At 64.6% G+C, this 22,930-nt stretch carries 18 protein-coding genes; 10 read left to right on the forward strand and 8 right to left on the reverse strand.

Annotation, left to right across the window (positions count from 1 at the left end):
* Positions 1-43: 43 nt before the first annotated feature.
* The gene (locus AB7290_RS21185; protein WP_085401507.1) at positions 44-4,567 is read right to left on the reverse strand and encodes a beta strand repeat-containing protein; all 4,524 of its coding nucleotides are present in this window, start codon (positions 4,565-4,567) and stop codon (positions 44-46) included.
* A 521-nt stretch (positions 4,568-5,088) separates the two neighbouring features.
* Here AB7290_RS21185 and AB7290_RS21190 point away from each other — a divergent pair.
* The 4 genes from AB7290_RS21190 (at position 5,089) to AB7290_RS21205 (ending at position 7,421) form a co-directional block, all read left to right on the forward strand.
* Positions 5,089-5,634: a phage tail protein gene (locus AB7290_RS21190; protein ID WP_063983286.1), complete on the forward strand. Its 546-nt coding sequence runs from the start codon at positions 5,089-5,091 to the stop codon at positions 5,632-5,634.
* A gap of 132 nt (positions 5,635-5,766) precedes the next feature.
* Positions 5,767-6,294 carry a phage tail protein gene (locus AB7290_RS21195; protein WP_085401506.1) on the forward strand — a complete coding sequence of 176 codons (528 nt, stop codon included), beginning with the start codon at positions 5,767-5,769 and terminating at the stop codon, positions 6,292-6,294.
* A 40-nt stretch (positions 6,295-6,334) separates the two neighbouring features.
* On the forward strand, positions 6,335-6,883 hold the full coding sequence (locus AB7290_RS21200; RefSeq protein ID WP_085401505.1) for a phage tail protein: 549 nt from the start codon (positions 6,335-6,337) through the stop codon (positions 6,881-6,883).
* Between the two features lie 22 nt (positions 6,884-6,905).
* Positions 6,906-7,421 (forward strand): GNAT family N-acetyltransferase, encoded by a 516-nt coding sequence (locus tag AB7290_RS21205; RefSeq protein ID WP_085401538.1) that lies wholly within the window; start codon positions 6,906-6,908, stop codon positions 7,419-7,421.
* Here the strand turns inward: AB7290_RS21205 and AB7290_RS21210 are convergent.
* Positions 7,418-8,374: an alpha/beta fold hydrolase gene (locus AB7290_RS21210; RefSeq protein WP_085401504.1), complete on the reverse strand. Its 957-nt coding sequence runs from the start codon at positions 8,372-8,374 to the stop codon at positions 7,418-7,420. The two genes, AB7290_RS21205 and AB7290_RS21210, sit on opposite strands and share 4 nt — an antisense overlap.
* A 152-nt stretch (positions 8,375-8,526) precedes the next feature.
* Here AB7290_RS21210 and AB7290_RS21215 point away from each other — a divergent pair, with 152 nt between their 5' ends.
* The 6 genes from AB7290_RS21215 (at position 8,527) to AB7290_RS21240 (ending at position 15,237) form a co-directional block, all read left to right on the forward strand.
* A complete protein-coding gene (locus AB7290_RS21215) occupies positions 8,527-9,789 on the forward strand; it encodes a D-alanyl-D-alanine carboxypeptidase family protein (RefSeq protein ID WP_085401503.1) in 1,263 nt (420 codons plus the stop codon).
* A 2-nt stretch (positions 9,790-9,791) separates the two neighbouring features.
* Positions 9,792-10,478 carry a dTMP kinase gene (gene tmk / locus AB7290_RS21220; protein WP_085401502.1) on the forward strand — a complete coding sequence of 229 codons (687 nt, stop codon included), beginning with the start codon at positions 9,792-9,794 and terminating at the stop codon, positions 10,476-10,478.
* Positions 10,475-11,521 carry a DNA polymerase III subunit delta' gene (locus tag AB7290_RS21225; RefSeq protein WP_085401501.1) on the forward strand — a complete coding sequence of 349 codons (1,047 nt, stop codon included), beginning with the start codon at positions 10,475-10,477 and terminating at the stop codon, positions 11,519-11,521. The genes tmk and AB7290_RS21225 overlap by 4 nt, the downstream gene beginning before the upstream one ends.
* Positions 11,522-11,630: 109 nt before the next feature.
* On the forward strand, positions 11,631-13,637 hold the full coding sequence (metG, locus tag AB7290_RS21230; protein WP_085401500.1) for a methionine--tRNA ligase: 2,007 nt from the start codon (positions 11,631-11,633) through the stop codon (positions 13,635-13,637).
* Between the two features lie 12 nt (positions 13,638-13,649).
* Positions 13,650-14,426 (forward strand): TatD family hydrolase, encoded by a 777-nt coding sequence (locus AB7290_RS21235; protein WP_085401499.1) that lies wholly within the window; start codon positions 13,650-13,652, stop codon positions 14,424-14,426.
* A gap of 13 nt (positions 14,427-14,439) precedes the next feature.
* A complete protein-coding gene (locus AB7290_RS21240; RefSeq protein WP_085401498.1) occupies positions 14,440-15,237 on the forward strand; it encodes an MBL fold metallo-hydrolase in 798 nt (265 codons plus the stop codon).
* A gap of 15 nt (positions 15,238-15,252) precedes the next feature.
* Here AB7290_RS21240 and AB7290_RS21245 read toward each other — a convergent pair whose 3' ends face one another.
* The 6 genes from AB7290_RS21245 to AB7290_RS21270 all read right to left on the reverse strand — a co-directional run bounded on the left by AB7290_RS21245 (position 15,253) and on the right by AB7290_RS21270 (position 22,845).
* The gene (locus tag AB7290_RS21245; RefSeq protein ID WP_085401497.1) at positions 15,253-16,902 is read right to left on the reverse strand and encodes an acyl-CoA synthetase; all 1,650 of its coding nucleotides are present in this window, start codon (positions 16,900-16,902) and stop codon (positions 15,253-15,255) included.
* Between the two features lie 23 nt (positions 16,903-16,925).
* Positions 16,926-18,815: a TRAP transporter large permease gene (locus AB7290_RS21250; RefSeq protein WP_085401496.1), complete on the reverse strand. Its 1,890-nt coding sequence runs from the start codon at positions 18,813-18,815 to the stop codon at positions 16,926-16,928.
* A 32-nt stretch (positions 18,816-18,847) separates the two neighbouring features.
* Positions 18,848-19,867 carry a TRAP transporter substrate-binding protein gene (locus AB7290_RS21255; protein WP_085401495.1) on the reverse strand — a complete coding sequence of 340 codons (1,020 nt, stop codon included), beginning with the start codon at positions 19,865-19,867 and terminating at the stop codon, positions 18,848-18,850.
* A 505-nt stretch (positions 19,868-20,372) separates the two neighbouring features.
* Positions 20,373-20,912: a 4-hydroxylaminobenzoate lyase gene (locus AB7290_RS21260; protein ID WP_085401494.1), complete on the reverse strand. Its 540-nt coding sequence runs from the start codon at positions 20,910-20,912 to the stop codon at positions 20,373-20,375.
* The gene (locus AB7290_RS21265; RefSeq protein WP_245344095.1) at positions 20,891-21,640 is read right to left on the reverse strand and encodes a nitroreductase; all 750 of its coding nucleotides are present in this window, start codon (positions 21,638-21,640) and stop codon (positions 20,891-20,893) included. Before AB7290_RS21265 ends, AB7290_RS21260 begins: the two co-directional genes overlap by 22 nt.
* Positions 21,637-22,845 carry an ABC transporter substrate-binding protein gene (locus tag AB7290_RS21270; protein WP_085401493.1) on the reverse strand — a complete coding sequence of 403 codons (1,209 nt, stop codon included), beginning with the start codon at positions 22,843-22,845 and terminating at the stop codon, positions 21,637-21,639. Before AB7290_RS21270 ends, AB7290_RS21265 begins: the two co-directional genes overlap by 4 nt.
* Positions 22,846-22,930: the final 85 nt, after the last annotated feature.

Raw genomic sequence — 22,930 nt, forward strand, 5'->3', positions numbered from 1 at the left:
GTACCAAGCCGGCAAATCCGGCGAGCGGCGTAGCGCCCAGGGATCAGAATGGGATGCGCGCGCGTCCCGTGAACGTCCAGATCTGCGTGTTGCTGCCGATGCCGCCGAGTTCGGCGCCGAAGCCGACCGTGGTGCCGCCCGCCAGCCTTGCGCCGATGCCGCCCGTGATGCGGGCTGACCAGCCCTGGAGCAATGGTGTCGAAGCGAGCGGGATGCCGCCCGCAGCAACGATCGCGGCCGCATCGTCCTGCGTGAAGTAATAGTCGGCAAAGACGCCGGCATAGGGCGCCAGCAGCACGCTATCGAGCCACGGTATGGGGTAGGAGACCCTGTTGCCGGCAGACGCGCGGCCGCTCGAGAAGGTGCGGGCCGCCTGCTGGGTGCCGAGCGAGTCGACATAGGCGTTTTCCCGCTCCCAGATCGCGTAGACCTTGGCCGACGGTTCGATATTGAAATTGGCCCAGCTGTAGCTGCCGGTGAAGCCGGTCGCGAATATCCAGCGATTGCCGTTGAAGTTGCCTTGGGCCGTGCCGGCGGTGCCGTCATAGCCGATGCCGGAATAGGTCACGGCCACGTCGTAACGCAGCGTCGGGATGATCTTCCAGCCGAGATAGGCACCGACGGTCCAGCCGTCGCCCTTCAGCTTTCCGTTGATGTCGGTCTGGGTGTAGCTGAAGTTCTCATAGCCGCCGGTCACACCGACCAGCAAATTGGGTCTCGCCCGGTAGGTCAGTCCGGACAGCAGGTTGATCTGCTGGCCGAAGAGCGTGGCCTGGGTTGCACCCTGACCGATGTTGCCGGACGAGCCCCACTGATCGATGCCGCTGCCGCGCGCGTCGATCCAGAACAGCCAGTCCTTCTGCTCCCTGAAGCGCGCAGCCGGTGCCTTGGTCGGAGCCGCCCGATCGATCGCGGCGAAGGCGTCATCGATCCGCGAGGAGCCGCGCCCGCGGCCGCCGGTCCGGCCGGGGCCGCCGTCGCCCGAATAGGCGTTCAAACTTTGAGAACCGGGCTGCTGACCGGATTTGGGCTTGTCGTCCTCATCGCCGTCGGGCGCGGCGGCGAAATTGACGCGCAGTCCGCCCGCGCCTGGCGTGATGTATTGCCCGCCGTCGCTGAACCCTTCGGAAATCGCGGTGTCAATCGAACCGGAGATCGCCTGTCCCGAACTCTGCGCCACGATCTTGGTGACGTTGAGCTGGAGGGCGCGCAGCTTGGCGCTGTCGGCGGGAATGTCGACCGACTGGTTCAGAGCCGGCGAGGTCGAGGCGTTGAAGGCCACACTGACGTTGTAGGTTGCCGTGATGCTGTGATTGCCGACGGCGAGTGTGGTCGTGGCAAAGGTGGCGACACCGGCCGACAGGGTAGACGTGCCGATCGGCGTGCCGCCGTCGTTGAAAGTGACCGTTCCCGTCGGCGTTCCGCCCAAGCTGCTCACCTTGGCCGTGAAAGTTACAGACTCGCCGTAGCTGCTCGGATTCTTCGACGACGTGAGCTCCGTGGTGGTCGTCGCGGACAGATAGGTGAACCTGTCTGCCGCCGAGGTCGGCGACGTCCCTCCGGCCGTCGTCACGGTGACATCGACCGTGCCGGCGCCGGGCGGCGAGGTTGCGGTGATCGACGTTGCCGAATTGACCGTGAAGCTGGTCGCGTTGTTGGCGCCGAACTTCACTGCGATGGCGCCGGTGAATCCGGTCCCCGTGACCGCCACGGAGGTGCTGCCGATCGCGGATCCGGAGCTCGGTGAGATCGAGCCGACCGTTGGTGCCGGCGTGTAGCTGAATTGGTCCGATGCCGATGTGGCGGACGTTCCGCCTGGCGTCGTCACGGTGACATCGACCGTACCGGCGCCGGCCGGCGAGACCGCGGTGATCGAGGTTGCCGAATTGACAGTGAAGCTGGTCGCATTGGTTGCGCCGAACTTCACCGCGGTGGCTCCGGACAACGCGGTGCCCGTGATGGTGACCGACGTTCCGCCGGCGAGCAGGCCCGCATTCGGCGCAACCGACGTCACCGCCGGCGTCGCGGCGTAGCTGAACTGATCCGCCGCGGACATTGCCGACGTTCCGCCTACCGTCGTTACCCTGATGTCCACGGTGCCGGCCCCGGCAGGCGATGTCGCGGTGATCTGGGTTGCCGAATTGACGGTGAAGCCGGCCGCCGCCGTGGCGCCGAACGTCACCACCGTTGCACCTGACAGATTGGCGCCGGTGATCGTGACAATGGTGCCGCCGCCTAGGGGGCCGCCTGTCGGCGAAATCGACGTGATCGAGGGAGGGCCGGCATAGGTGAACTGATCAGCCGCCGAGATCGCGGACGTCCCGCCCGGCGTCGTGACCCTGACGTCAACAGCACCGGCGGCCCCCGCCGGAGAGGTCGCGGTGATCGAGGTCGCTGAATTGAACGTGAAGCCGGCCGCGGCCGTCCCGCCGAATGACACGGCCGTGACGCCGGTGAAATTGGTGCCCGTGATCGTCACCACCGTGCCGCCGGCCGCCGGCCCCGACGTCGGCGAAAGCGACGTGACGGCTGGCGTGGCGACATAGGTGAACTGGTCGGCGGCGGAGGTGGCCGAGGTGCCGCCGGCTGTCGTCACCCTGATGTCGATCGTGCTGGTTCCTGCCGGCGACGTCGCGGTGATCTGGGTCGCCGAATTGACCGTGACGCCAGTCGCAGCCGTTGCTCCGAACACTACGGTCGTCGCGCCTGTGAAGTTGGTGCCGGTGATGGTTACGGTGGTGCCGCCAACGCCCGGACCCGAGGTCGGCGAAATCGAAGTGACCGTCGGTGCCGGAACATAAGTGAATTGATCGGCTGCTGACGTTGCCGATGTTCCGCCCACGGTCGTCACCGTGATGTCGACCGTACCAGTGCCTGCGGGCGATGTCGCGGTGATCTGGGTCGCCGAATTGACCGCGAAACCGGTTGCCGCCGTTGCGCCGAACGTGACCGCAGTTGCTCCGGAGAAGTTCGTACCGGTGATGACCACGGTCGTGCCGCCGGTCTGCGGACCCGATGTCGGCGAGATCGACGTCACGGTCGGCGGCGCGGCATAGGTGAACTGATCCGCAGCCGAGGTCGCTGATGTCCCGCCCGGTGTTGTGACCCTGACGTCAACAGCACCGGCGGCACCCGCCGGCGAGGTCGCCGTGATCGATGTCGCTGAATTGAATGTGAAGCCGGCCGCCGCGGTCCCGCCGAACGTCACGGCCGTGACTCCGGTGAAGTTGGTGCCGGTGATCGTCACCGACGTCCCGCCGGCCGCCGGACCTGCGGTCGGGGAGATCGAGGTGACGGTGGGAGCGGCAATATAAGTGAACTGGTCCGCTGCAGATGTTGCGGACGTGCCGCCGGCTGTCGTCACCCTGATGTCGATCGTGCTGGTTCCTGCCGGCGACGTCGCGGTGATCTGGGTCGCCGAATTAACCGTGACGCCAGTCGCAGCCGCTGCTCCGAACACCACGGCCGTCGCGCCTGTGAAGTTGGTGCCGGTGATGGTTACGGTGGTGCCGCCAGAGCCCGGACCCGAGGTCGGCGAAATCGAGGTGACGGTGGGCGCGCCCACATAGGTGAACTGGTCGGAGGCCGTGGTCGCGGACGTTCCGCCTACTGTCGTGACGGTGACGTCGACGGTGCCGGTTCCGGCAGGCGCAGTGGCCGTGATCTGGGTATTGGAATTGACCGTGTAGCTCGCGGCATTGTTGGCGCCGAACTTCACGCCGGCAGCGCCTGTGGTCGTGCTGAAATTCGTGCCGGTGATGATCACCGATGTGCCGCCACCGGTTGGACCTGATGTCGGCGATATCGAGGTTACAGTCGGCGCGGCGACATAGGTGAACTGGTCCGCCGCCGACGTCGGCGATGTCGAGCCGTTGGTGACGGTGACATCGACGGTCCCGGCGGACCCCGCCGGCGCCGTCGCCGTGATCTGCGTATTGGAATTGACGGTGTAACCCGTCGCGTTGGTGGCGCCGAACTTGACGCCGGCCGCGCCGGTCGTCCCGGTGAAGTTGGTACCCGTGATCACCACCGAAGTGCCGCCGGCGAGCGGCCCGGTCGTCGGTGAAACCGACGTCACCGTGGGGCTGGGTAGATTGATCGTGAACGTATAAGGGGTGTTTGCGATCGAGCTGCCGGAGCAGCCCACGTTGAAATCGCTGCAGCCCGGCGTGTAATACAGGGTGATCGAGTCCTGTCCGCCACCTGTCTTGCTGTTCAGCGTGATATCGATCTCGGCCTGGCCGGCCTTCGCGGATTGACCGTTTTGGTTCGGGTTCGTTGGATGAAATGTGTAAGTTGCCTTTGACGTGGTCGGATTATAATCGGCCGCTGTGAGCAGTGGGCTGCCCGAATGGCCGCTCGAATTTGCGATCGGTGCATTGTAAAAGGCGTCTGTGCCCGCGACGGAATAGACGCCGTATACAACCGAGTCGTCGGCCGCGGCTGCGCCGACGGTCAGACACAGGCGATAGATCTGACCGACCGACGTGAAGTTGATGGTCACGCCCGACGTCGAATCCGTCGTTTGATCGCAAGCCGCGTTCGCCGCTGCCATCGCGCCGAGCATCACGACGGCCGCGATGCAGATGCGTTGAGCCGCCCGCCAGAGAGAGCGCAATATCCGCGAAGGCGTAGCTTCACCATCACGTGTCGGGATCGCCAATTTCCCGATTATCGCTGGAATGGCCACCGCAATTGCGTGACTCACCGGCCCCCCTTAGCGGCAGCTCTCGATAGAGCATCCGCCTAAAATCCCTGATTGTGAAATTATTCGCCTATATCGTTGCGTGCATTTGACGGGACGCGGTGCGCAACGCAAGCGAGCGAGCCAGCCAAACTGCTCAAACCAAGTCGCAAGCACTACTTTCCGGCGAACCGTTGCATAGCGGCAACAAAAGCGTGCTTTGATAGTAATCGACGGAAACGCTTGGCGTGTCAATTTATGGTTGCGCTTGCGCTTGACTGTCGACGCTGGCTGTTCAACAATCTTGGCGAGTGGGCCGCAATAAATTCATTCTTTAATTTAAGTGCCGCCGTCGTGGTCTGCATCATCACGCGACGGGTCGTTGGTTTTTTGGGGGAGGGGTCATGCCGTTACAGCCGGTTCTCGGACAGATCATGCCTTTTGCGGGCGCAGTGATTCCCAGAGGTTGGGCGCTGTGTAACGGTGCGCTGCTGGCCATCCAGCAAAATTCCGCGCTGTTCTCGTTGCTCGGCACCTATTATGGCGGCAACGGAGTGACGACGTTTGCACTCCCGGATCTGCGCGGTCGCGCGATCCTCGGCTCGAGTGGCGCCGGCCAATATCCCGTGGGCATGACCGGCGGATCGTATATGGCCAGCCTCAATGTGCAGCAGCTCCCGGCCCACAATCATCTCATTCAAGTGTCTGCAGCGGTCGGAGGAGGCGGACGCGGGAGCGTCCCTCCCACAGGCAACGTCTTCGCGACAAACTCACTGCCGGCGACCAACCCGACGAAGATTTTTGCCGCAGCCGGGAGCGGCGACACGCCATTGGCCACCGCCACCAATCTGGTGAACGAAGGCGGCAACCAGCAGCATAACAACATGCAGCCCTATCTCACGATCAGCTATCTGATCGCGACGCAGGGGATTTTTCCGTCGCGAAGCTGAGCGGCTGCACGGCCGCATTTTCGCAAACGTAATCCGCCCACTTCAATTTTCCCATATTCGCGCATTCGCCGATCGGAATTCGCGCATTCGCCGATCGGATCGGAACGGGCGCACACCAAAGGATCATATGCGATGGCAGATCCGTTTATCGGCGAGATCAGGTTGTTTGGCTTTCCGCGGGTGCCGGACGGCTGGTTCGCCTGCAATGGACAGTCGGTCTCGATTGCCCAGTTTGAGACGCTTTACGCCGTGATCGGCACCACCTATGGCGGCGATGGCGTCAACACGTTCAACCTTCCCGATCTGCGCGGCCGTGTGCCGATCGGACAGGGACAGGGGACAGGCCTTCCGAACTATACGCTGGGCCAGCCCGGGGGTGAGGAGAACCACACCCTGATCGAAGCCGAAATGCCGACCCACAGTCATGCGCTGATGTCCTCGACCGCGACAGCAACGGATGTAACGCCCGGGCCGACCCTCCATCTTGCCACGGCGTCAGCAGGTGAACTCTACGCACCGATTGCGAACGCCGGGACGTACTCCACGATGGCCCCCTGCGTCGCCACTTCGGGCAACAGCATCGGGCACAACAACATGATGCCGAGCGTCGTTGCCAATTACTGCATTTGCTACGCGGGCGTCTTCCCTTCGTCCGGTTAGGCTGCGCACGCATCCGTATTCAGTCTCAAGGAAAGACAACATGTCAGATCCGTTCGTCGGAGAAATCCAGGCTTTTACGTTTCCTTTTGCAGTCGGCGGCTTCAACAGCGCCTGGCTACCGTGCGGCGGCCAGCTCCTGCCAATTCAGGGCTACAGTGCGTTATTTGCACTCATCGGTACCTATTACGGCGGCAATGGCACGACCAATTTCGCCTTGCCGAACCTGAACGGTTCGGTCGCGATCGGCCAGGGGCAAGGTCCGGGATTGCAAAATTATGTCGTCGGCGAGACCGTCGGCAGTTCGACGGTGACGCTGATCGGCGACAACATGGCGAGGCACACGCACGCCCTGCAACTCGGCGACAAGAGCGCGACAGGCGCTACGGCAGGTCCCGGCGCGGCGGGGACCACGGTTGCGATCGACCCGAACTTCACCGGCTTCACGGCGCCACCCGGCAGTCTCACCTTGGTGCCAAGCGCCGTCACACTCACCGGGCAGAACCTGCCGCACGACAACATGCAGCCGACCCAGGCGATCGTGTGGTGTATCGCCTACGCGGGAATCTTTCCGGCTTTTGGCAGCTCCTGAACGATCTTGAGTGCGCGACGGCATGATTGACGGCGCGCCGCTCGACATCGTTCCGGACGATCCGGCTCTTCGGCTTCGGCCCGCAAGTCCGATCGACGAGCCGTTCATCCGGCATCTCTTCGAGGAGGTGCGGACGGGGCAATTCACCGCGACCGGATTGTCCGGGCCGATCGTCGGCCAGATCATCGCGCAACAGTTCCGCGGCCAGGCGGCCGGCTATGCCGCGCAGTTTCCGGGTGCGATCTCGCTGATCGTCACACAGGACGGGACCGCGATCGGCCGGCTGCTGCTTCATTGCGAAAGCGAGCACTGGCACATCATCGATATCGCGCTGCTGCCGGCCGATTGCGGTCGCGGCGCCGGTACGAAGATCCTCGACGCGCTCGAAGCGAGCGCACGGCAGCAGGGTCTCGGCGCGCTGACCCTCTCGGTGCTCGCGGACAATTCGGCCGCGCTCAGGTTTTACCTGCGGCGAGGATTTGCCGAGACCGGGCAGGCGGGCGCCGCCCATATCGCGATGAAAAAGGATCTCGCCTAACGCACAGTCACCTCGCGCAGGAACTTCAGCAGCGCAGCATTGACCTCGTCGGACCGTTCCTGCTGGACCCAATGGCCGGCGCCTTCGATGATCAGCTTCCGCGTCAGATTGGGCAGGACGCGCTCGAGCTCGTTGACGCGCTTGGCGCCGATCAGGCCGGTGATGACGGCGTCTTTGGAGCCGGCAATGAAGAGCGACGGCTGATGGATCTGCGCGTCCTGCCAGGGCGCCGTCAGCTCCCAATTGCGGTCGAGGTTACGGTACCAGTTCAGCCCGCCGCGGAAGCCGGACTTGCGGAAGCTTTCGGTGAAATAGGCGAGGTCAGCCTCGCTGAGCCAGTTGGGCAGCGGCTCCTCGGCGAGCGCGTGACCGAGAAAGCCCTTGCCCTCCTGGACGAACATCGCGGCACTGGGATCGGCAAGGCCGCGCCCGCCGAGCACGATGCGCATGGTGCGGGCGATGTCACGCTCGAACTCGGCCTCGGCGACGCCGGGCGTCTGGAAATACTGCCAGTAGAAATTGGTGACGCCGCCCTGGCGCAGCAGATCGAGCGGCTTGCCGCGGCCGCGGAATGGCGGCGGCACGCTCAGGCCCGCCACCGCCGTGAAGATGTCGGGCCGGAACAGCGCCGCATGCCAGGCGACCGGCGCGCCCCAGTCGTGGCCGACCACCATCGCTTTGGTCTCGCCGAGCGCGTGCACGAGGCCAACGATGTCGCCGACCGTGTCGAAGATCGAGTAGGCGGCGACGTCCGCCGGTGCCGCGCTCTGGCCGTAGCCGCGCATGTCAGGGGCGACGACGCGAAACCCGGCGTCCGCCAGCGCCGGGATCTGGTGGCGCCAGGAGTAGGATAGCTCGGGCCAGCCGTGGCACAGCACCACCAGCGGACCTTGGCCGGCTTCGCGGATGAACAGGTCGATCCCGTTGGCCTTGATGACGCGGGTGGACAACATCGCTTTTCCGCCTTGTTTCAGGGGTTTGGTCGGGAAATATGAGGTGCCACGATAGGGGCGCGCCGAGAATCGTGCAATCTCGGGTTCGGCGGCCAGCCCCGTGTTGTTCGCACCGGTTCCTGCTGTTAGAACGCCGCTCTCAGGGCTTCGCCATGGCATTTCGTCTTTTTCCGCTCCGTCGCACCCGGTTCTCCGCCGGTGCGCTGGCGCGCGGGCTGATCGCTGCGGTTCTGGTGGCGGGCATCGGCTGGGGCGGGGCGCTCTACGCCGCCAACCAGAGCATCCAGGGCGCCAAGAAAACCGAGGATTCCGGCTTCGATGGCGACGCCCCAACCGCGATTCTGATCGAGGCTTCCAGCGGCAGCGTGCTGTTCGAGAAGAACGCCGACGAGCTGCGTGCGCCCTCCAGCATGATGAAGCTGATGACGGCCGAAGTCGTCTTCAATGCCATCAAGAAGGGCGACATCAAGCCGACCGACGAGTACCGGATCAGCGAGAACGCCTGGCGCAAGGGCGGGGCGCCCTCGGGCGGCTCGACCATGTTCGCCGCCATCAACAGCAAGGTTTCGGTCGACGATCTCCTGCATGGCGCGATCATCCAGAGCGGCAATGACGCCTGCATCGCGCTGGCCGAGGGCATTGCCGGCAACGAGAAGATCTTTGCCGCCGACTTCATGACCAAGCGTGCCCGCGAGCTCGGCATGACGAAGTCGACTTTCGGCAATTCCAACGGCCTGCCCGATCCCGGCAACAAGATGACGGTGCGCGAGCTCGGCATCCTTGCCCGCCACATCATTCTCGACTTCCCCGAATTCTATAAACTGTTCGGCGAGAAGGAGTACACCTGGAACAAGATCCGCCAGCCCAACCGCAATCCTCTGCTCAATTCGATGGAAGGCGCCGACGGTCTGAAAACCGGCTACACCAAGGAAGGCGGCTACGGCATGGTCGGCTCGGCCGTGCAGAACGGAACGCGGCTGATCGTGGTCGTCAATGGCCTGGAAGATCCCGAGGATCGCGCCACCGAAGCCAAGAAGATGCTGGAATGGGGCTTTCGCAATTTCGAGACCCGCACCCTGATCGCGGCCGACCAGCAGGTTGGCTACGCAAAAGTGTTTGGCGGCGAGAGCCGCTCGGTCAAGCTTGTCGCCAAGACGCCCGTCAAGGTGATGGTGCACAAGAACGGCAGCGACAAGCTGATTGCGCGCGTCGTCTATAGCGGACCGGTGCGTGCGCCGATCGAAGCCGGCCAGAAGGTCGGCGTGGTCAAGGTCTGGCGCAGCGGCAACATCGCGGTGGAAACGCCCGTCTATGCCGCCGAAGCGATCGGCACCGGCTCGACCATGCGCCGCGCGATCGACGGTGCCAGCGAGCTCGTGATCGGCATGTTCCGCGCGGGCGCCGAGAAGCTCTGATCATGAGTGAGAGCGCAGCACAGCGGCCGTCCGGGCGCGGACGCTTCATCACCTTTGAAGGCGGCGAGGGCACCGGCAAGTCGACCCAGATCAAGAAGCTCGCCGACCGCCTCACTGCGGCCAGGATGCGGACCCTCGTCACGCGCGAGCCCGGCGGCTCGCCGGGTGCCGAGATCATGCGCCACCTGGTGCTGTCGGGGATGGGCAAGCTGCTCGGGCCCGAAGCCGAGACGCTGCTGTTCGCGGCTGCTCGCGATGACCATGTCCGCACCGTGATCCAGCCTGCGCTCAATCGGGGCGCCTGGGTGCTGTGCGACCGCTTCGCCGACTCAACGCGGGCCTATCAGGGCAGCCTCGGCCGCGTGCCGATGGGCCTGATCAACGCGATGCAGCGGGTCACGATCGGCGATCTCAAGCCGGACCTCACCCTCATCCTCGATTTGCCGGTCGAGATTGGATTGCAGCGCGCCGCCGTGCGTCGTGGTAGCGGCACACCTGACAGGTTCGAGGGCGAGCAGCTCAGCTTCCATCAGGGCCTGCGCGAGGCCTATCGCAAGATCGCCGAGGACGATCCCGGCCGTTGCGTCCTGATCGATGCCAATTCCGATCCCGACACGGTTGCTGGACGAGTCTGGACGGCGCTGCGCGACCGTCTTCTCCCAACCCCTGCATCGGTGGTTTCCCTATGAGCCCGCGCCAGGCCGAACGCGAAACCGCCATTCCGCATCCGCGCGAGACGAGCCTTCTGTTCGGCCATCGCGAGGCCGAGACGGCGCTACTCGCGGCCTATCGCAGCGGGCGCATCCCGCATGCCTGGCTGATCGGCGGGCCGCAGGGGATCGGCAAGGCGACGCTGGCTTATCGCATGGCGCGCTTCGTGCTTTCCAACGGCCAGCCGCTGGCGCCGTCCGTGCAGCGCGCCGAGACCCTCGCGGTCGATCCTGATAACGCCGTGGCGCGGCAGGTTGCGGCCAGCTCGCATGGCGGGCTGTTGACGCTGGAACGCACCGCCAACGATCGCGGCGTGATGCGCACCGTGATCACCGTGGACGAGACGCGGGAGACGATCGGTTTCTTCGGCTCGACTGCCGCGGCAGAAGGTTGGCGCGTCTGCATCGTCGACACCGTCGACGAGCTCAATCCGAATGCCGCCAACGCGCTGCTGAAAATCCTCGAGGAACCGCCGCAGCAATCGCTGTTTCTCCTGGTCAGCCACGCGCCGGCGCGCGTGCTCGCCACGATCCAGTCGCGCTGCCGCAAGCTGCGCCTGCGCCCGCTCGACACGGATGATGTGATCGGCGCCGCAGCTTCGACGGCTGACCTCGATCCGAACGATCCGGCGCTGCGCGAGGCCGCGGAGGCCTCCGAGGGCAGTGTCGCGCGGGCGCTGACGCTGCTCGGCGGCGATGCCCTGAAGCTGCAGCAGCGCACGGCGGCGCTGCTTGCGCGCCTGCCACAGGTGGATCCGCGCGAACTGCACACGCTCGGCGATTCGCTTGGCACCAGCGATCGAGTCGGGCTGGCGGCCTTCATCGACGGCATCGATCGCTGGATAGCGGAACGCCTGCACTCCGACGAGGCCAATGCCAACCAGAATCTGCCGCGCCTTGCGCGCCTAGCTGAGGTATGGGAAAAGATCGTCCGCGCCGCGCGCGACACCGAAACCTACAATCTGGAGCGAAAGCCCTTGGTTTTCTCGGTGTTCGGCTGGCTGGCGGACGCAACGCGCTAGAGCATGATCCGGAAAAGTGTGCAGCGGTTTTCCGACAGGATCATGCTCCAAATAATGACCTAACGCAGGTTCGTTTCCAAATTTCGAGAAGCCGGTAAAGGAATTCGTCGTGGCCACGCGAGCTAAGAAAACCGCTAGAGGCAAGAGCAGCAAGAAGAAGGCTGCCAACAAGGCCGTGAAGAAGGCCGTGAAGGCGCTCGCGCGCAAAGCTGCCAAGAAGGTCAAGAAGACCAAGAAGCCTGCCGTCAAGAAGGGCGTGAAGAAAAGCGCTGCGAAGACGACAAAGAAGGCCGGCAAGAAGGCCGCGAAGAAGCAGGTCGTCGCCAAGAAGGCGGTGAAAGCGGCCAAAAAGGCAGCCAAGTCTCCGGCGAAGAGCAAGGCTCCGGCGAAGAAGGTCGCCAAGAAAGCGAAAGTGACCGCGCCTGCCGTGACCGCCGCACCGGCTCCTGTCGCCACGCCGCCAAAGGTTGTGAAGCCCAAGGTGTCGAAGCCCAAGGTGTCGAAGCCTGAGGCGCCGCCCGCACTGAGGCCCGTCGCAGCTTCGCAAGCCGCAACTCCCGTTGCTGCGCCCGCGCGCGACAACGTCTTCTACATCTCGACCGCCATCGCCTATCCCAACGGCAGCCCGCATATCGGCCACGCCTATGAGGCGATCTCGGCCGACGTGCTGGCGCGCTTTGCGCGGCTCGACGGCAAGGACGTGTTCTTCCTGACCGGCACCGACGAGCACGGTCAGAAGATGGTCCAGACCGCGCAGAACGAGGGCCTGACCCCGTCCGCGCTCGCGACCCGCAATGCTGGCCGCTTCAAGGAGATGGACGAGCGTCTGAACGTGTCGTTCGACCGCTTTATCCGCACCACCGAAGAGCAGCACCATCGCTCCAGCCAGGAGATCTGGCGGCGCATGGAAGCGAACGGCGACATCTACGCCGACAGCTATGCCGGCTGGTACTCGGTGCGCGACGAGGCGTATTACGCCGAGGACGAGACGCGCCTGAACGACGACGGCGTGCGCCTCGGACCGCAAGGCACGCCAGTCGAATGGGTCGAGGAGAAGAGCTATTTCTTCCGCCTGTCGGCCTATCAGGACAAGCTTCTGAAGCTCTACGAAGATCATCCTGAATTCATTGGCCCGGACTCGCGCAAGAACGAGGTGGTGAGCTTCGTACGCGGCGGCTTGCGCGATCTCTCGATCTCGCGCACGACCTTCGATTGGGGCGTGAAAGTGCCCAGCGACGAAGAGCACGTGATGTATGTCTGGGTCGACGCGCTGACCAATTACATCACCGGCGTCGGATTCCCCGACGAGAGCGACAAGAACTGGCGCTACTGGCCGGCCGACGTGCACATCATCGGCAAGGACATCATCCGCTTCCACGCGGTCTACTGGCCCGCATTCCTGATGTCGGCCGGCATTTCGCTGCCGAAGAGGGTCTATGCCCATGGCTTCCTGTTCAACAGGGGCGAGAAGATGTCGAAGTCGGTCGGCAATGTCGTCGACCCCTTCAATCTTGCCGAGCAGTATGGCGTCGACCAGATGCGCTATTTCTTCCTGCGCGAGGTCTCGTATGGCCAGGACGGCAACTACAACCACGATGCCATCGTCGCGCGCATCAATGCCGATCTCGCCAACGACCTCGGCAACCTCGCGCAGCGCTCGCTTTCGATGATCGCCAAGCAGCTCGGCGGCGTGCTGCCGGAGCCGGGCGAGTTCAGCGACAACGACAAGGCGATTCTGGCGATGGCGGACGGCATGATCGTCGCATCGCGCGAAGCGATGGCGACGCAGCAGATCCATCACTGGCTCAACGCCGTGTGGGCCGTGGTCGCGGAGGCCAACCGCTATTTCGCGGGCGAGGCGCCGTGGGCGCTCGCCAAGACCGATCCTGTCAGGCAGAAGACGGTGCTCTATGTCACCGCCGAAGTCGTGCGCCAGATCGCGATCCTGGCCCAGCCGGCGATGCCGACCGCCTCGGGCCTGCTGCTCGACAGCCTCGGCATTCCCGCGGGCGAGCGGAACTTCGCGATGCTCGGGGGCGCCAAACGGATCGCGCCAGGCTCGACGCTGCCGGCGCCAACACCGGCGTTCCCGCGCTACATCGAGCCGGCGGCCTAGGGCGTTCGGGCGATGCTGGTCGACAGCCACTGCCATCTGGATTTTCCGGACTTTGCGGAAGACCTCGACGGGATCGTCTCGCGTGCACGTGCGGCCGGCATCGGCCGTATGGTCACGATCTCCACGCGGGTGCGAAAGCTCAATCAGCTTCTGGCCATCGCTGAGCGCTACGACGACGTCTACTGCTCGGTCGGCACCCATCCGCACAACGCGGACGAGGAAGACGGCATCTCGCCGGACGAGCTGATCGGGTTGACCGGGCATCCCAAGGTGGTCGCGCTCGGCGAGGCCGGGCTCGACTATTTCTACGACAACGGCGCGCCGGAGGCGCAGGCGAGGGGCTTTCGCGCCCATATCGCGGCGGCTCGTGCGACCGGCCTGCCGCTGGTGATCCACACCCGCGAGGCGGACGAGGATTGCGGCCGCATCCTGGAGGAGGAAGCGGCCAAGGGATCGTTTCGCGCCGTGCTGCATTGCTACACGGGCGGGCGCGAGCTGGCGCTGAAGGCGGTGTCGCTCGGGCTCTATATCGGCTTCACGGGCATCCTGACCTTCAAGAAATCGGAGACCCTGCGCGCGCTTGCGGCTGAACTGCCGTCTGACCGTATTCTGGTTGAAACAGACTCGCCCTATCTTGCGCCCGGCAAGTTCCGGGGCAAACGCAACGAGCCGGCCTATGTGGTCGAGGTCGCCAAGGTGCTCGCCGAAACGCGCGGCGTGTCGCTCGACGAGATCTCACGCCAGACCACCGAAAACTTCTTCCGCCTGTTCTCCAAGGTGAAATCTTAGGACTGGGAGCCGCATGACGCTGACGCTGACGATCCTGGGCTGCGGCTCCTCCGCCGGCGTGCCGCGCCCGGCACTCGGCTGGGGCGCCTGCGATCCCAACAATCCAAAGAACCGCCGCCGCCGCTGCTCGCTGCTTGTCGAGCAGACATCACACCACGGGACCACGCGCATCGTGGTCGACACCTCGCCCGACCTGCGCGAGCAGCTCATCGATACCAATGTCGACCACATCGACGCGGTGTTCCTGACCCATGAGCATGCCGACCAGACCCACGGCATGGACGATCTGCGCTCCGTCGTGCTCCACATGCGCAAGCGCATTCCGGTTTATTTCAACCAGTCGACCGCGAAAGACATCATGGCGCGGTTCTCCTACTGCTTCATCTCGCCCGAGGGCAGCGACTATCCGCCGATCCTGCACCGGCATTCGATCGAGGCCGGCGAAAGCCGGACCATCACCGGCAAGGGCGGCGACGTGACCATGACCGCCTTCCTGGTCCAACACGGCCAGATCCCCGCGCTCGGCTATCGCATCGGCAATGCCGCCTACACGCCCGACCTCAACGACATCCCGCGCGAGAGCTGGGGCGCGCTGGAGAATCTCGATCTCTGGATCGTCGACGGCTTGCGCTACACCCAGCATTCCAGCCATTTCAGTATCAACGATGCGCTGTCCTGGATCGAGCGCTTCAAGCCGAAGCGCGCCGTCATCACCAACATGACGGCCGACGTCGATTACGAGGTGATCCGGCAATCGCTGCCGGCGGGCGTGGTGCCGGCCTATGACGGCATGCGGCTCGACACGCACTGATCGCGCCGGCTCGGTTCAGGCCGAGATCGCCTTCGACGAGCCGACCTCGTTACGCAGCAGGAATTTCTGGATCTTGCCCGTGGACGTCTTCGGGATCGGTCCGAACACGACGGCCTTCGGCGTCTTGAAGCCGCTCATATGCGTGCGGCAGAAGGCGATGATCTCGGCTTCGGTCGCGCTGGCGCCGTCCTTCAGTTCGACGAAGGCGCAGGGCACCTCGCCCCATTTCGGATCGGGCTTTGCGACGACGGCTGCGAACAGCACGGCCGGATGCTTGTAGAGGATGTCCTCGACCTCGACGGAGGAAATGTTCTCGCCGCCGGAAATGATGATGTCCTTGGAGCGATCCTTGATGATGACGTAACCGTGCTCGTCGAGCACGCCGAGGTCGCCGGTGTGAAACCAGCCGCCCTCGAAGGCTTCCTTCGTCGCCTTCTCGTTCTTGAGGTAGCCCTTCATCACGATGTTGCCGCGGAACATGACCTCGCCGATGGTCTCGCCATCGCGGGGCACCTCCTGCATCGTCTGCGGATTGATGACGGTGACGCCTTCCTCGAGCGGGTAGGGCACGCCCTGCCGCCGCTTCATGCTGGCGCGCTCGGCGGCCGGCAGATCGTCCCAGCCGGGTTGCTCGGCGCAGACGGAGGCGGGGCCGTAGACCTCGGTCAGGCCGTAGACGTGCGTGAGCCTGATGCCGATGTTTTCTGCGCCTTCGAGCACCGCGACCGGCGGTGCGGCGCCGGCGATCAGGCCCACGACGCGGCGCGCGGCACTGCCCTTCGGCGCGTCGGGTGCGTTGATCAGCGTGTTATAGACGATCGGCGCGCCGCACATGTGGGTGACGCCGTGCTGCTTGATCAGCTCGAAGATTTTTGTCGGCTCGACCTTGCGCAGGCAGACGTTGATGCCGGCGGCCGCCGCGATGGTCCAGGGGAAGCACCAGCCGTTGCAGTGGAACATCGGCAGCGTCCAGAGATAGATCGGATGCTGGCCAAGCTGGCCGGCGAGGATGTTGCTGACGGCGTTGAGATAGGCGCCGCGATGATGGGTGACGACGCCCTTGGGATTGCCCGTGGTGCCCGAGGTATAGCTCAGCGCGATGGCGTCCCATTCGTCCTTGGGCGGGATCGCCGCGAAGCCCGGGTCGCCTTGCGCAACCGCCGCCTCATACTCGATCTCGCCGATGCGCTTGCCGCCCTTGAAAGCGGCGTCGTCGACGTCGACGACGAACGGCTTCGGGCCCTTCATCTGCGCGAGCGCGTCGGTGATGACAGTCGAAAACTCCGGATCGACCAGGATGATCTTGGCGCCGCCGTGATCGAGCTGAAACGCGATCGAAGGCGCATCGAGACGAATGTTGAGCGCATTGAGAACGGCGCCGGTCATGGGGACGGCGAAGTGCACCTCGTTCATCGCCGGAATGTTCGGCAGCATCGCCGCGACGGTATCGCCGACGCCGATGCCCTTGCCGCCGAGCCAGGACGCAAAGCGCTTGCAGCGCTCATGCGTCTCGCGCCACGTGAAGCTGCGGCCCTCATAGACCGTGCTGACGTGGTTGGGATAGACGGCGGCGCTGCGCGCGAGGAAGCTCAGCGGGCTCAGGGGGACGTAGTTGGCGGGGGTCTTGTCGAGGCCGATATTGTACTGGTTCTGCCGCTCGCTCATCGAACCCTCCTTGACGCCGCGCTCTACAGGAATCCGATCGAGATCCAGGGGAAGATCGCGACGATGATCAATCCCACCAGCAACGCCAGCAGATAGCCCCAGATCGGCCTGATGCCTTCGGCCGGATCGACGCGTCCGATGGCGCAGGCGGCATAATAGCCGACGCCGAAGGGCGGGGCGAATAGCCCGATACCCATGGCGAGAATGATCACCATGGCGTAGTGCACCTCGTGCACGCCGACGGCGCGGGCGATCGGAAACAATAGCGGCCCGAACAGCACGATTGCCGGAATGCCCTCGAGCACGCTGCCGAGAACGGTAAAGGCCAGGATCGACACGGCGATGAAGGTGGCAGGTCCCCCGGGCAATCCGGTCATGGCTGCAGCCAGCGAGCGCGAGAAGCCGGATTGGGTGAGCCCCCAGGCCATGCCGGTCGCCGTGCCGATGATCAGGAGGATCGCGCCCGACAGCGCCGCGGTCTCGACCAGCATGGGAAACAGCCGCCGCCAGTCGAAGCGGCGGTAGACGAGGAGGCCGACCAGGGCGCCGTAGACGATGCCGATGGTGGAGACTTCGGTCGCGGTCGCAATGCCCTCGACCACGGCGTAGCGGATCACGAAGGGCAGCGCGAGCGCGGGCAGGGCGATGATGAAGGTCTTGCCGATCTCGCCACCCGTGGCGCGGCGGACATGGCTCATGTCCTCGTGGCGGTAGCGCCACCACACCAGCATGCAGAGCGTGATGGCGAGCACGACGCCAGGCAGCAGGCCGCCGGTGAAGAGGGCGGCGATCGAGACGCCCGTGACCGAGCCGATCGTGATCAGCACAAGGCTCGGCGGAATGGTCTCGGTTTGGGCACCGGTAGCCGCAAGAAGCGCCACGAGGTCGCCGGGCTTGGCGCCGCGCTGCTTCATTTCCGGGAACAGCACGGGCGCCACCGCCGCCATGTCGGCCGCCTTGGCGCCGGAGATGCCGGAGACGAGGTACATCGCGCCGACCAGCACGTAATGCAGGCCGCCGCGGACATGGCCGAGCAGGCTCGCCAGGAACGCGACCATGGCCCGCGCCATGCCGGTCATCTCGATCAGAAGCCCCAGGAACACGAACAGCGGCACCGAGAGCAGGATGAGGTGGCTCATGCCCTCGTCCATCCGCCCGACCAGCACCATCACCGGCGTCCGCGTGGTCAGCGCCAGATAGCCGTAGATCGCGAGGCCAAACCCGAACGCAATGGGAACGCCGGCAAAGACGCAGAAGCCGGCGACGCCGACGAAGAAGATGACGAGGTTGAGATTGCCGAGCGGCCGCAGAAAAGGCTGCGCCAGCCAGAACAGGCCGACGATGACGGCAACCGATATCGCCGCCGTCAGCACCATGCGGTAATCGGCGGCGCGCAGCAGCCGCAGCAGCGCGAACACTGCCATCAGGCAGACGCCGGCCGGCAGCGCCGCGGCGCGCCACATGTTCGAGATCTGGAGCGCCGGCGTGGTGATGAAGCTTTCCTCGTAGGCGTATTCGGCGGATGGCCAGACGATCAGCGCCAGGAACGCCAGCGCCGCGCAGGTCGCGACCACGTCCAGATAGGCGCGCACGGCCGGCCGCGCACTCGCGACGAGCGCCGTCATGCGCATGTGCTCGGAGCGGCGGAATGCGACCGCCGCGCCCAGCATGGCCAGCCACAAGAACAGGATCGAGGCGAGCTCATCCGACCAGATCAGCGGCCGGTGCACGCCGTAGCGTGCGACCACGCCGGCAAACAGGATCACGATCTCGGCGACGACCAGGATTGCCGCGGGGATCTCGACGGCGAGACCGAGCACATGCTCCAGCGAGGCCAGCACGAGGGATCGGCGAGGGGGCTGAACAGCCACCTCGCCCACCACTCCGGTCGCCTCAACCTCGACATGAGCCATCTCGATAAGAACCTCGGCGGCCCCAAAGCGCGTTACGACAGCTTGCCGACGGCCTTTTCCAGGAGATCCCAGGCCTGGTCGCCATACTTGCCCTTCCACTCGGCATAGAAGCCGGCGGAGCGCAGCTTGTCACGGAACGGCGCCACCGCAGGCTGGTTGAAGGTCAGGCCCTTGCCCGCGAGCTCCTGCTGGAGGTTCGCATTGAGTTTCGCGGTATCCTCACGCTCCTTGACGGCGGCGGCGTTGATGTTCTTGGCGACGATGGTGCGGACGTCCTCCGGCAGCGCGCTCCAGGCGCGGCGGTTGGCCAGGAACCAGAAGCCGTCCCACATGTGGTTGGTCAGCGAGCAGTACTTCTGCACCTCGTACAGCTTGGCGGTCGAGATGATCGCCAGCGGGTTCTCCTGGCCCTCGACGATCTTGGTCTGGAGCGCGGAATAGACCTCGGCGAAATTGATCGAGGCGGGCGCGGCGTCGAACGCCTTGAACATCGAGGTCCACAGCGGCGACACCGGCACGCGGATCTTGAAGCCCTTGAGGTCGTCGGGACCGTTGATCGGCTTGCTCGACGACGTGGTCTGGCGGAAGCCGTTGTCCCAGATCTTGTCCATGACCTCGAGGCCGGCCTTCTTGATCTCGCCGCGGACATGGGCGCCGAGGTCGCCGTCCATGGCCTTCCAGACCGTGCCGTAGTCCGGGAACGCGAAGCCGATGCCGTTGATGGACGCGGCCGGCACCAGGGTCGACAGGATCAGGCCTGACAGCGTGAAGAATTCGACGCCGCCGGACCGGATCTGGCTCAGCATGTCGGTGTCGGAGCCGAGCTGGTTGTTCGGGAAGATCTGGAGGTCGAACTTGCCGTTGGTCTCGGCCTTGATCGCCGCCGCCATCTCCTTGGCGCGCACGTTCAGCGGATGGGTGTCAGGCAGGTTGTTAGCGTATTTGTAGGTGAACTCGGCGCTCTGGGCGCGGGCCACATGGGGCGCACCGAGGCCGCCCAGGACCGCGGTCGCGGCGGAGGCCTTGAGAAGCGTGCGTCGGGAAAAGCTCATGGGTCTGCTTCCTCGGAAGTTTGTTGTTGTTCTGAGATGCAAACCTATACGGATGGAAGGCCTGAAGGTCATCTGCGATCTCGCGAGGTCTCGCTTATTGCAGCCGGACACCGTCGCGGCAATATCGGCTTTCGGCAGATGGGCCGGATTCAAAATCTGAAAAACAACCCCATGCACAGTAGCCGTCAAGAGCCGAGAGGCCGGTCGCGGCGTAGACCGAAAACGGACGGCAAGCGAAGGCGCGGTGTCAGGAATTCGATCTAAATATCTGATCTAATTGTATATAAAGATATTCCATAATATACCTTATGCGAATTACGGATATGGCGGTCCGGGCGTGGGCATGCTTGGCGCATGGTCGCCGAAATCCCTCCCCACCGTTCATGAGTGAGCCGCCTTGCTGGCCGTGGCGTCGCGGCGCATCGCCACGCGCGGACTCAGCTGTGCATTCTTTTGAACGGGTGACGCTCGCGCACGGCGTCACCCGAGACCGTCCGGCCGGCGATTAGGACGGCGCCGCGAAGTCGTAGGAGATGCGTCCGGCGGGCAGATAGAACAGCGCGATGACGGCGCCGCCGCGGACCTCGGGATAGTGCCGGCTGCCTGGATCGGGCGCGGTCCAGCCGGGCCCTTGCCAGCCCTGCAGCCCCTTGAGCTCGGCGCCCTTGTCCAGCGGCACGACCAGGTTCAGTTCCCCATATGGGTGACCGTGATATTGCCCGCGGAGCACGTCGTGGTCGTCCTCGTCCTTGAAGCGGCGCGGATCGGTGCTGTTCATGTAGACGGCCGTGATGCTGAACTGGAACGTTTCAGGCGTCGGGTCCATGATGCGGCTGCGCCGGTAGTTCGGACCGTCGACCTCCTGGTTCGCCGCCCAGCCTTCCGCGACCCCGAGCTTAATCAGGCGTGCCAGGTCCTGGTAGAGCTGGCTGCCCTCGCCGTATCTTTCATTGAGCCATCGCTCCATCTCCGCGCCGGGCGTCATATCCTTGACCTCGCGCAGAAACGGAATGCTGTACTGAATCAATTCGTCTCGGCTTCCCATGGCCTTGTCCTTTCCATTTGGGTTGCACTTTGTTCTTCAAAGCCCGCGAACGAGGCGAAGTCCGCGATGTTCGCGCGCGGCATCAGCCTGCCCGCGATTTGGTCCCTGGGACGGCCGATCGAAATGCCGCACACGACCATTTGCTCCGCCGGGATCGACAGCAGCGGACGCAGGATCCGGTGGTATTTCGAGAACGTCTCCTGCGGACATGACTGGAGCCCATGGCCTGCCGCAGCCAGCAGCACGTTCTGGATGAACATGCCGAGGTCGAGCCAGCTGCCGACCTCCAGGCGCCGGTCGATCGTGACGATCAGCCCGACGGGCGCGCCGAAGAACGCATAGTTCTTGGCGGTCTGGCCGCTCCTGGCTTTGATATCGGTCTGGGCGATGCCGAGCGAACCGTAAAACAACCGGCCGAACTCCTGTCGTCGTTGCAGGTAGGGTTCGGGCAGGTCACTGGCGTAGTATCTGTATTCCGACGCATGCGCGTCGCGGGCCGTTTCGTGCGCTTCGCGCAGTGCCGCCGACACGCTGTCCTTGGCGGCGCCTGCCAGCACGTAGACGTGCCAGGGCTGGATGTTGGCTCCGCTTGGCGCAAACCGTGCCACGCGCAGAATCTGCTCGATGGTCCCTCGCCCGACCGGCGCGCCCGAGAAGTCGCGGCATGCAAAACGGCCTGCGATGATCTCGTCTATGCCGCTCTGCACGGCTGCGCCCTCGCCGATCATGGCTGCTTCAGGAGCGGACATCCGCCTTGCTCCATCGGCCGGAAGGCTTCCTCGCCCGGAATCGTCGCCAGCAGCTCGTAATAGTCGAACTTGTATTTGGACTGCTCGGGCGACTTGACGCGAAACAGATACATGTCGCGGACCAGCCGGCCGTCCTCGCGGATCCGGCCATTTTTCGTCATGAAATCGTTCACGGGCATGTCGCGCATCTTGGCGGCTATGGTCGGCCCATCCAGCGTGCCGGCCGCCTGAACCGCCCTAAGGTAGTGCATCACCGCGCCATAGGTGCCGGCGTGGATCATGGTCGGGACCTTCTGGGTCTTGGCGATGAAGCGCTTCGACCACGCCCGCGTGTCCTCGTTCAGGTCCCAATAGAACGCCGAGCTCAGCATCAGGCCCTGGGCGCTCTGGAGCCCGAGACTGTGAATGTCGGCAATGAAGACGAGCAGCCCGACCAGCTTCTGCCGCTGCGTGATGCCGAATTCGCCGGCCTGCTTGACGACGTTGATGAAGTCGCCGCCGGTGTCGGCGAGCGCGATCACGTCCGCCTTCGAGGACTGTGCCTGGAGCAGGAAGGACGAAAAATCCGGCGTATTGAGCGGATGTTTCACGGCGCCGATCACCTTGCCGCCCGTGGCGTCAATGACCTTGCGGCTGTCGGCCTCGAGCTGGGCGCCGAGGGAATAGTCGACCGAGATGAAGTACCAGGACTTTGCGCCGAGACGCGACATCGCCCGCGTCGTTCCCTGCGACAGCGCATAGGTGTCGTAGGTCCAGTGAATCCCGGTCGGCGAGCATTCGTCGCCGGTCAGGCGCGACGTGGCGGCGCCGGTGGCGAGGAAGAGCTTCTTCTTGTCGCGCGTGATGCCCTGCACCGCCAGCGCGACCGCAGAATTGGGTACGTCGAGGATCGCCTCGACGTTTTCATTTTCGAGCCAGCGCCGCGCGATGGTCGCTCCCACATCGGCCTTGTTCTGGTGGTCTCCCGCGACGATCTGGATGCTGCGCCCCAGCACCTGACCGCCGAAGTCGTCGACCGCCATCTGCGCCGCGACCACCGAGCCCTGGCCACCATTGTCGGCGTAGAGCGAGGACATGTCGGTGAGAACGCCGAGCTTGACCGGCCCCTCCTGCGCTACGGCTGACGCTGTGAACAGCGCCAGTGCGGCTCCTAAAATTCCGATCGACATCCCGCAGGATTTCATTGCGCGTCTCCTCCAAATCCGGCGCCGGGATCATGACGGGATCGGCCGATTGCGGAAGTGAAACTCTTGCAGGGTGATCCTGAAC

Source organism: Bradyrhizobium sp. 613_E4_N2_2 (assembly GCF_052075995.1).
Lineage (GTDB): Bacteria > Pseudomonadota > Alphaproteobacteria > Rhizobiales > Xanthobacteraceae > Bradyrhizobium > Bradyrhizobium barranii.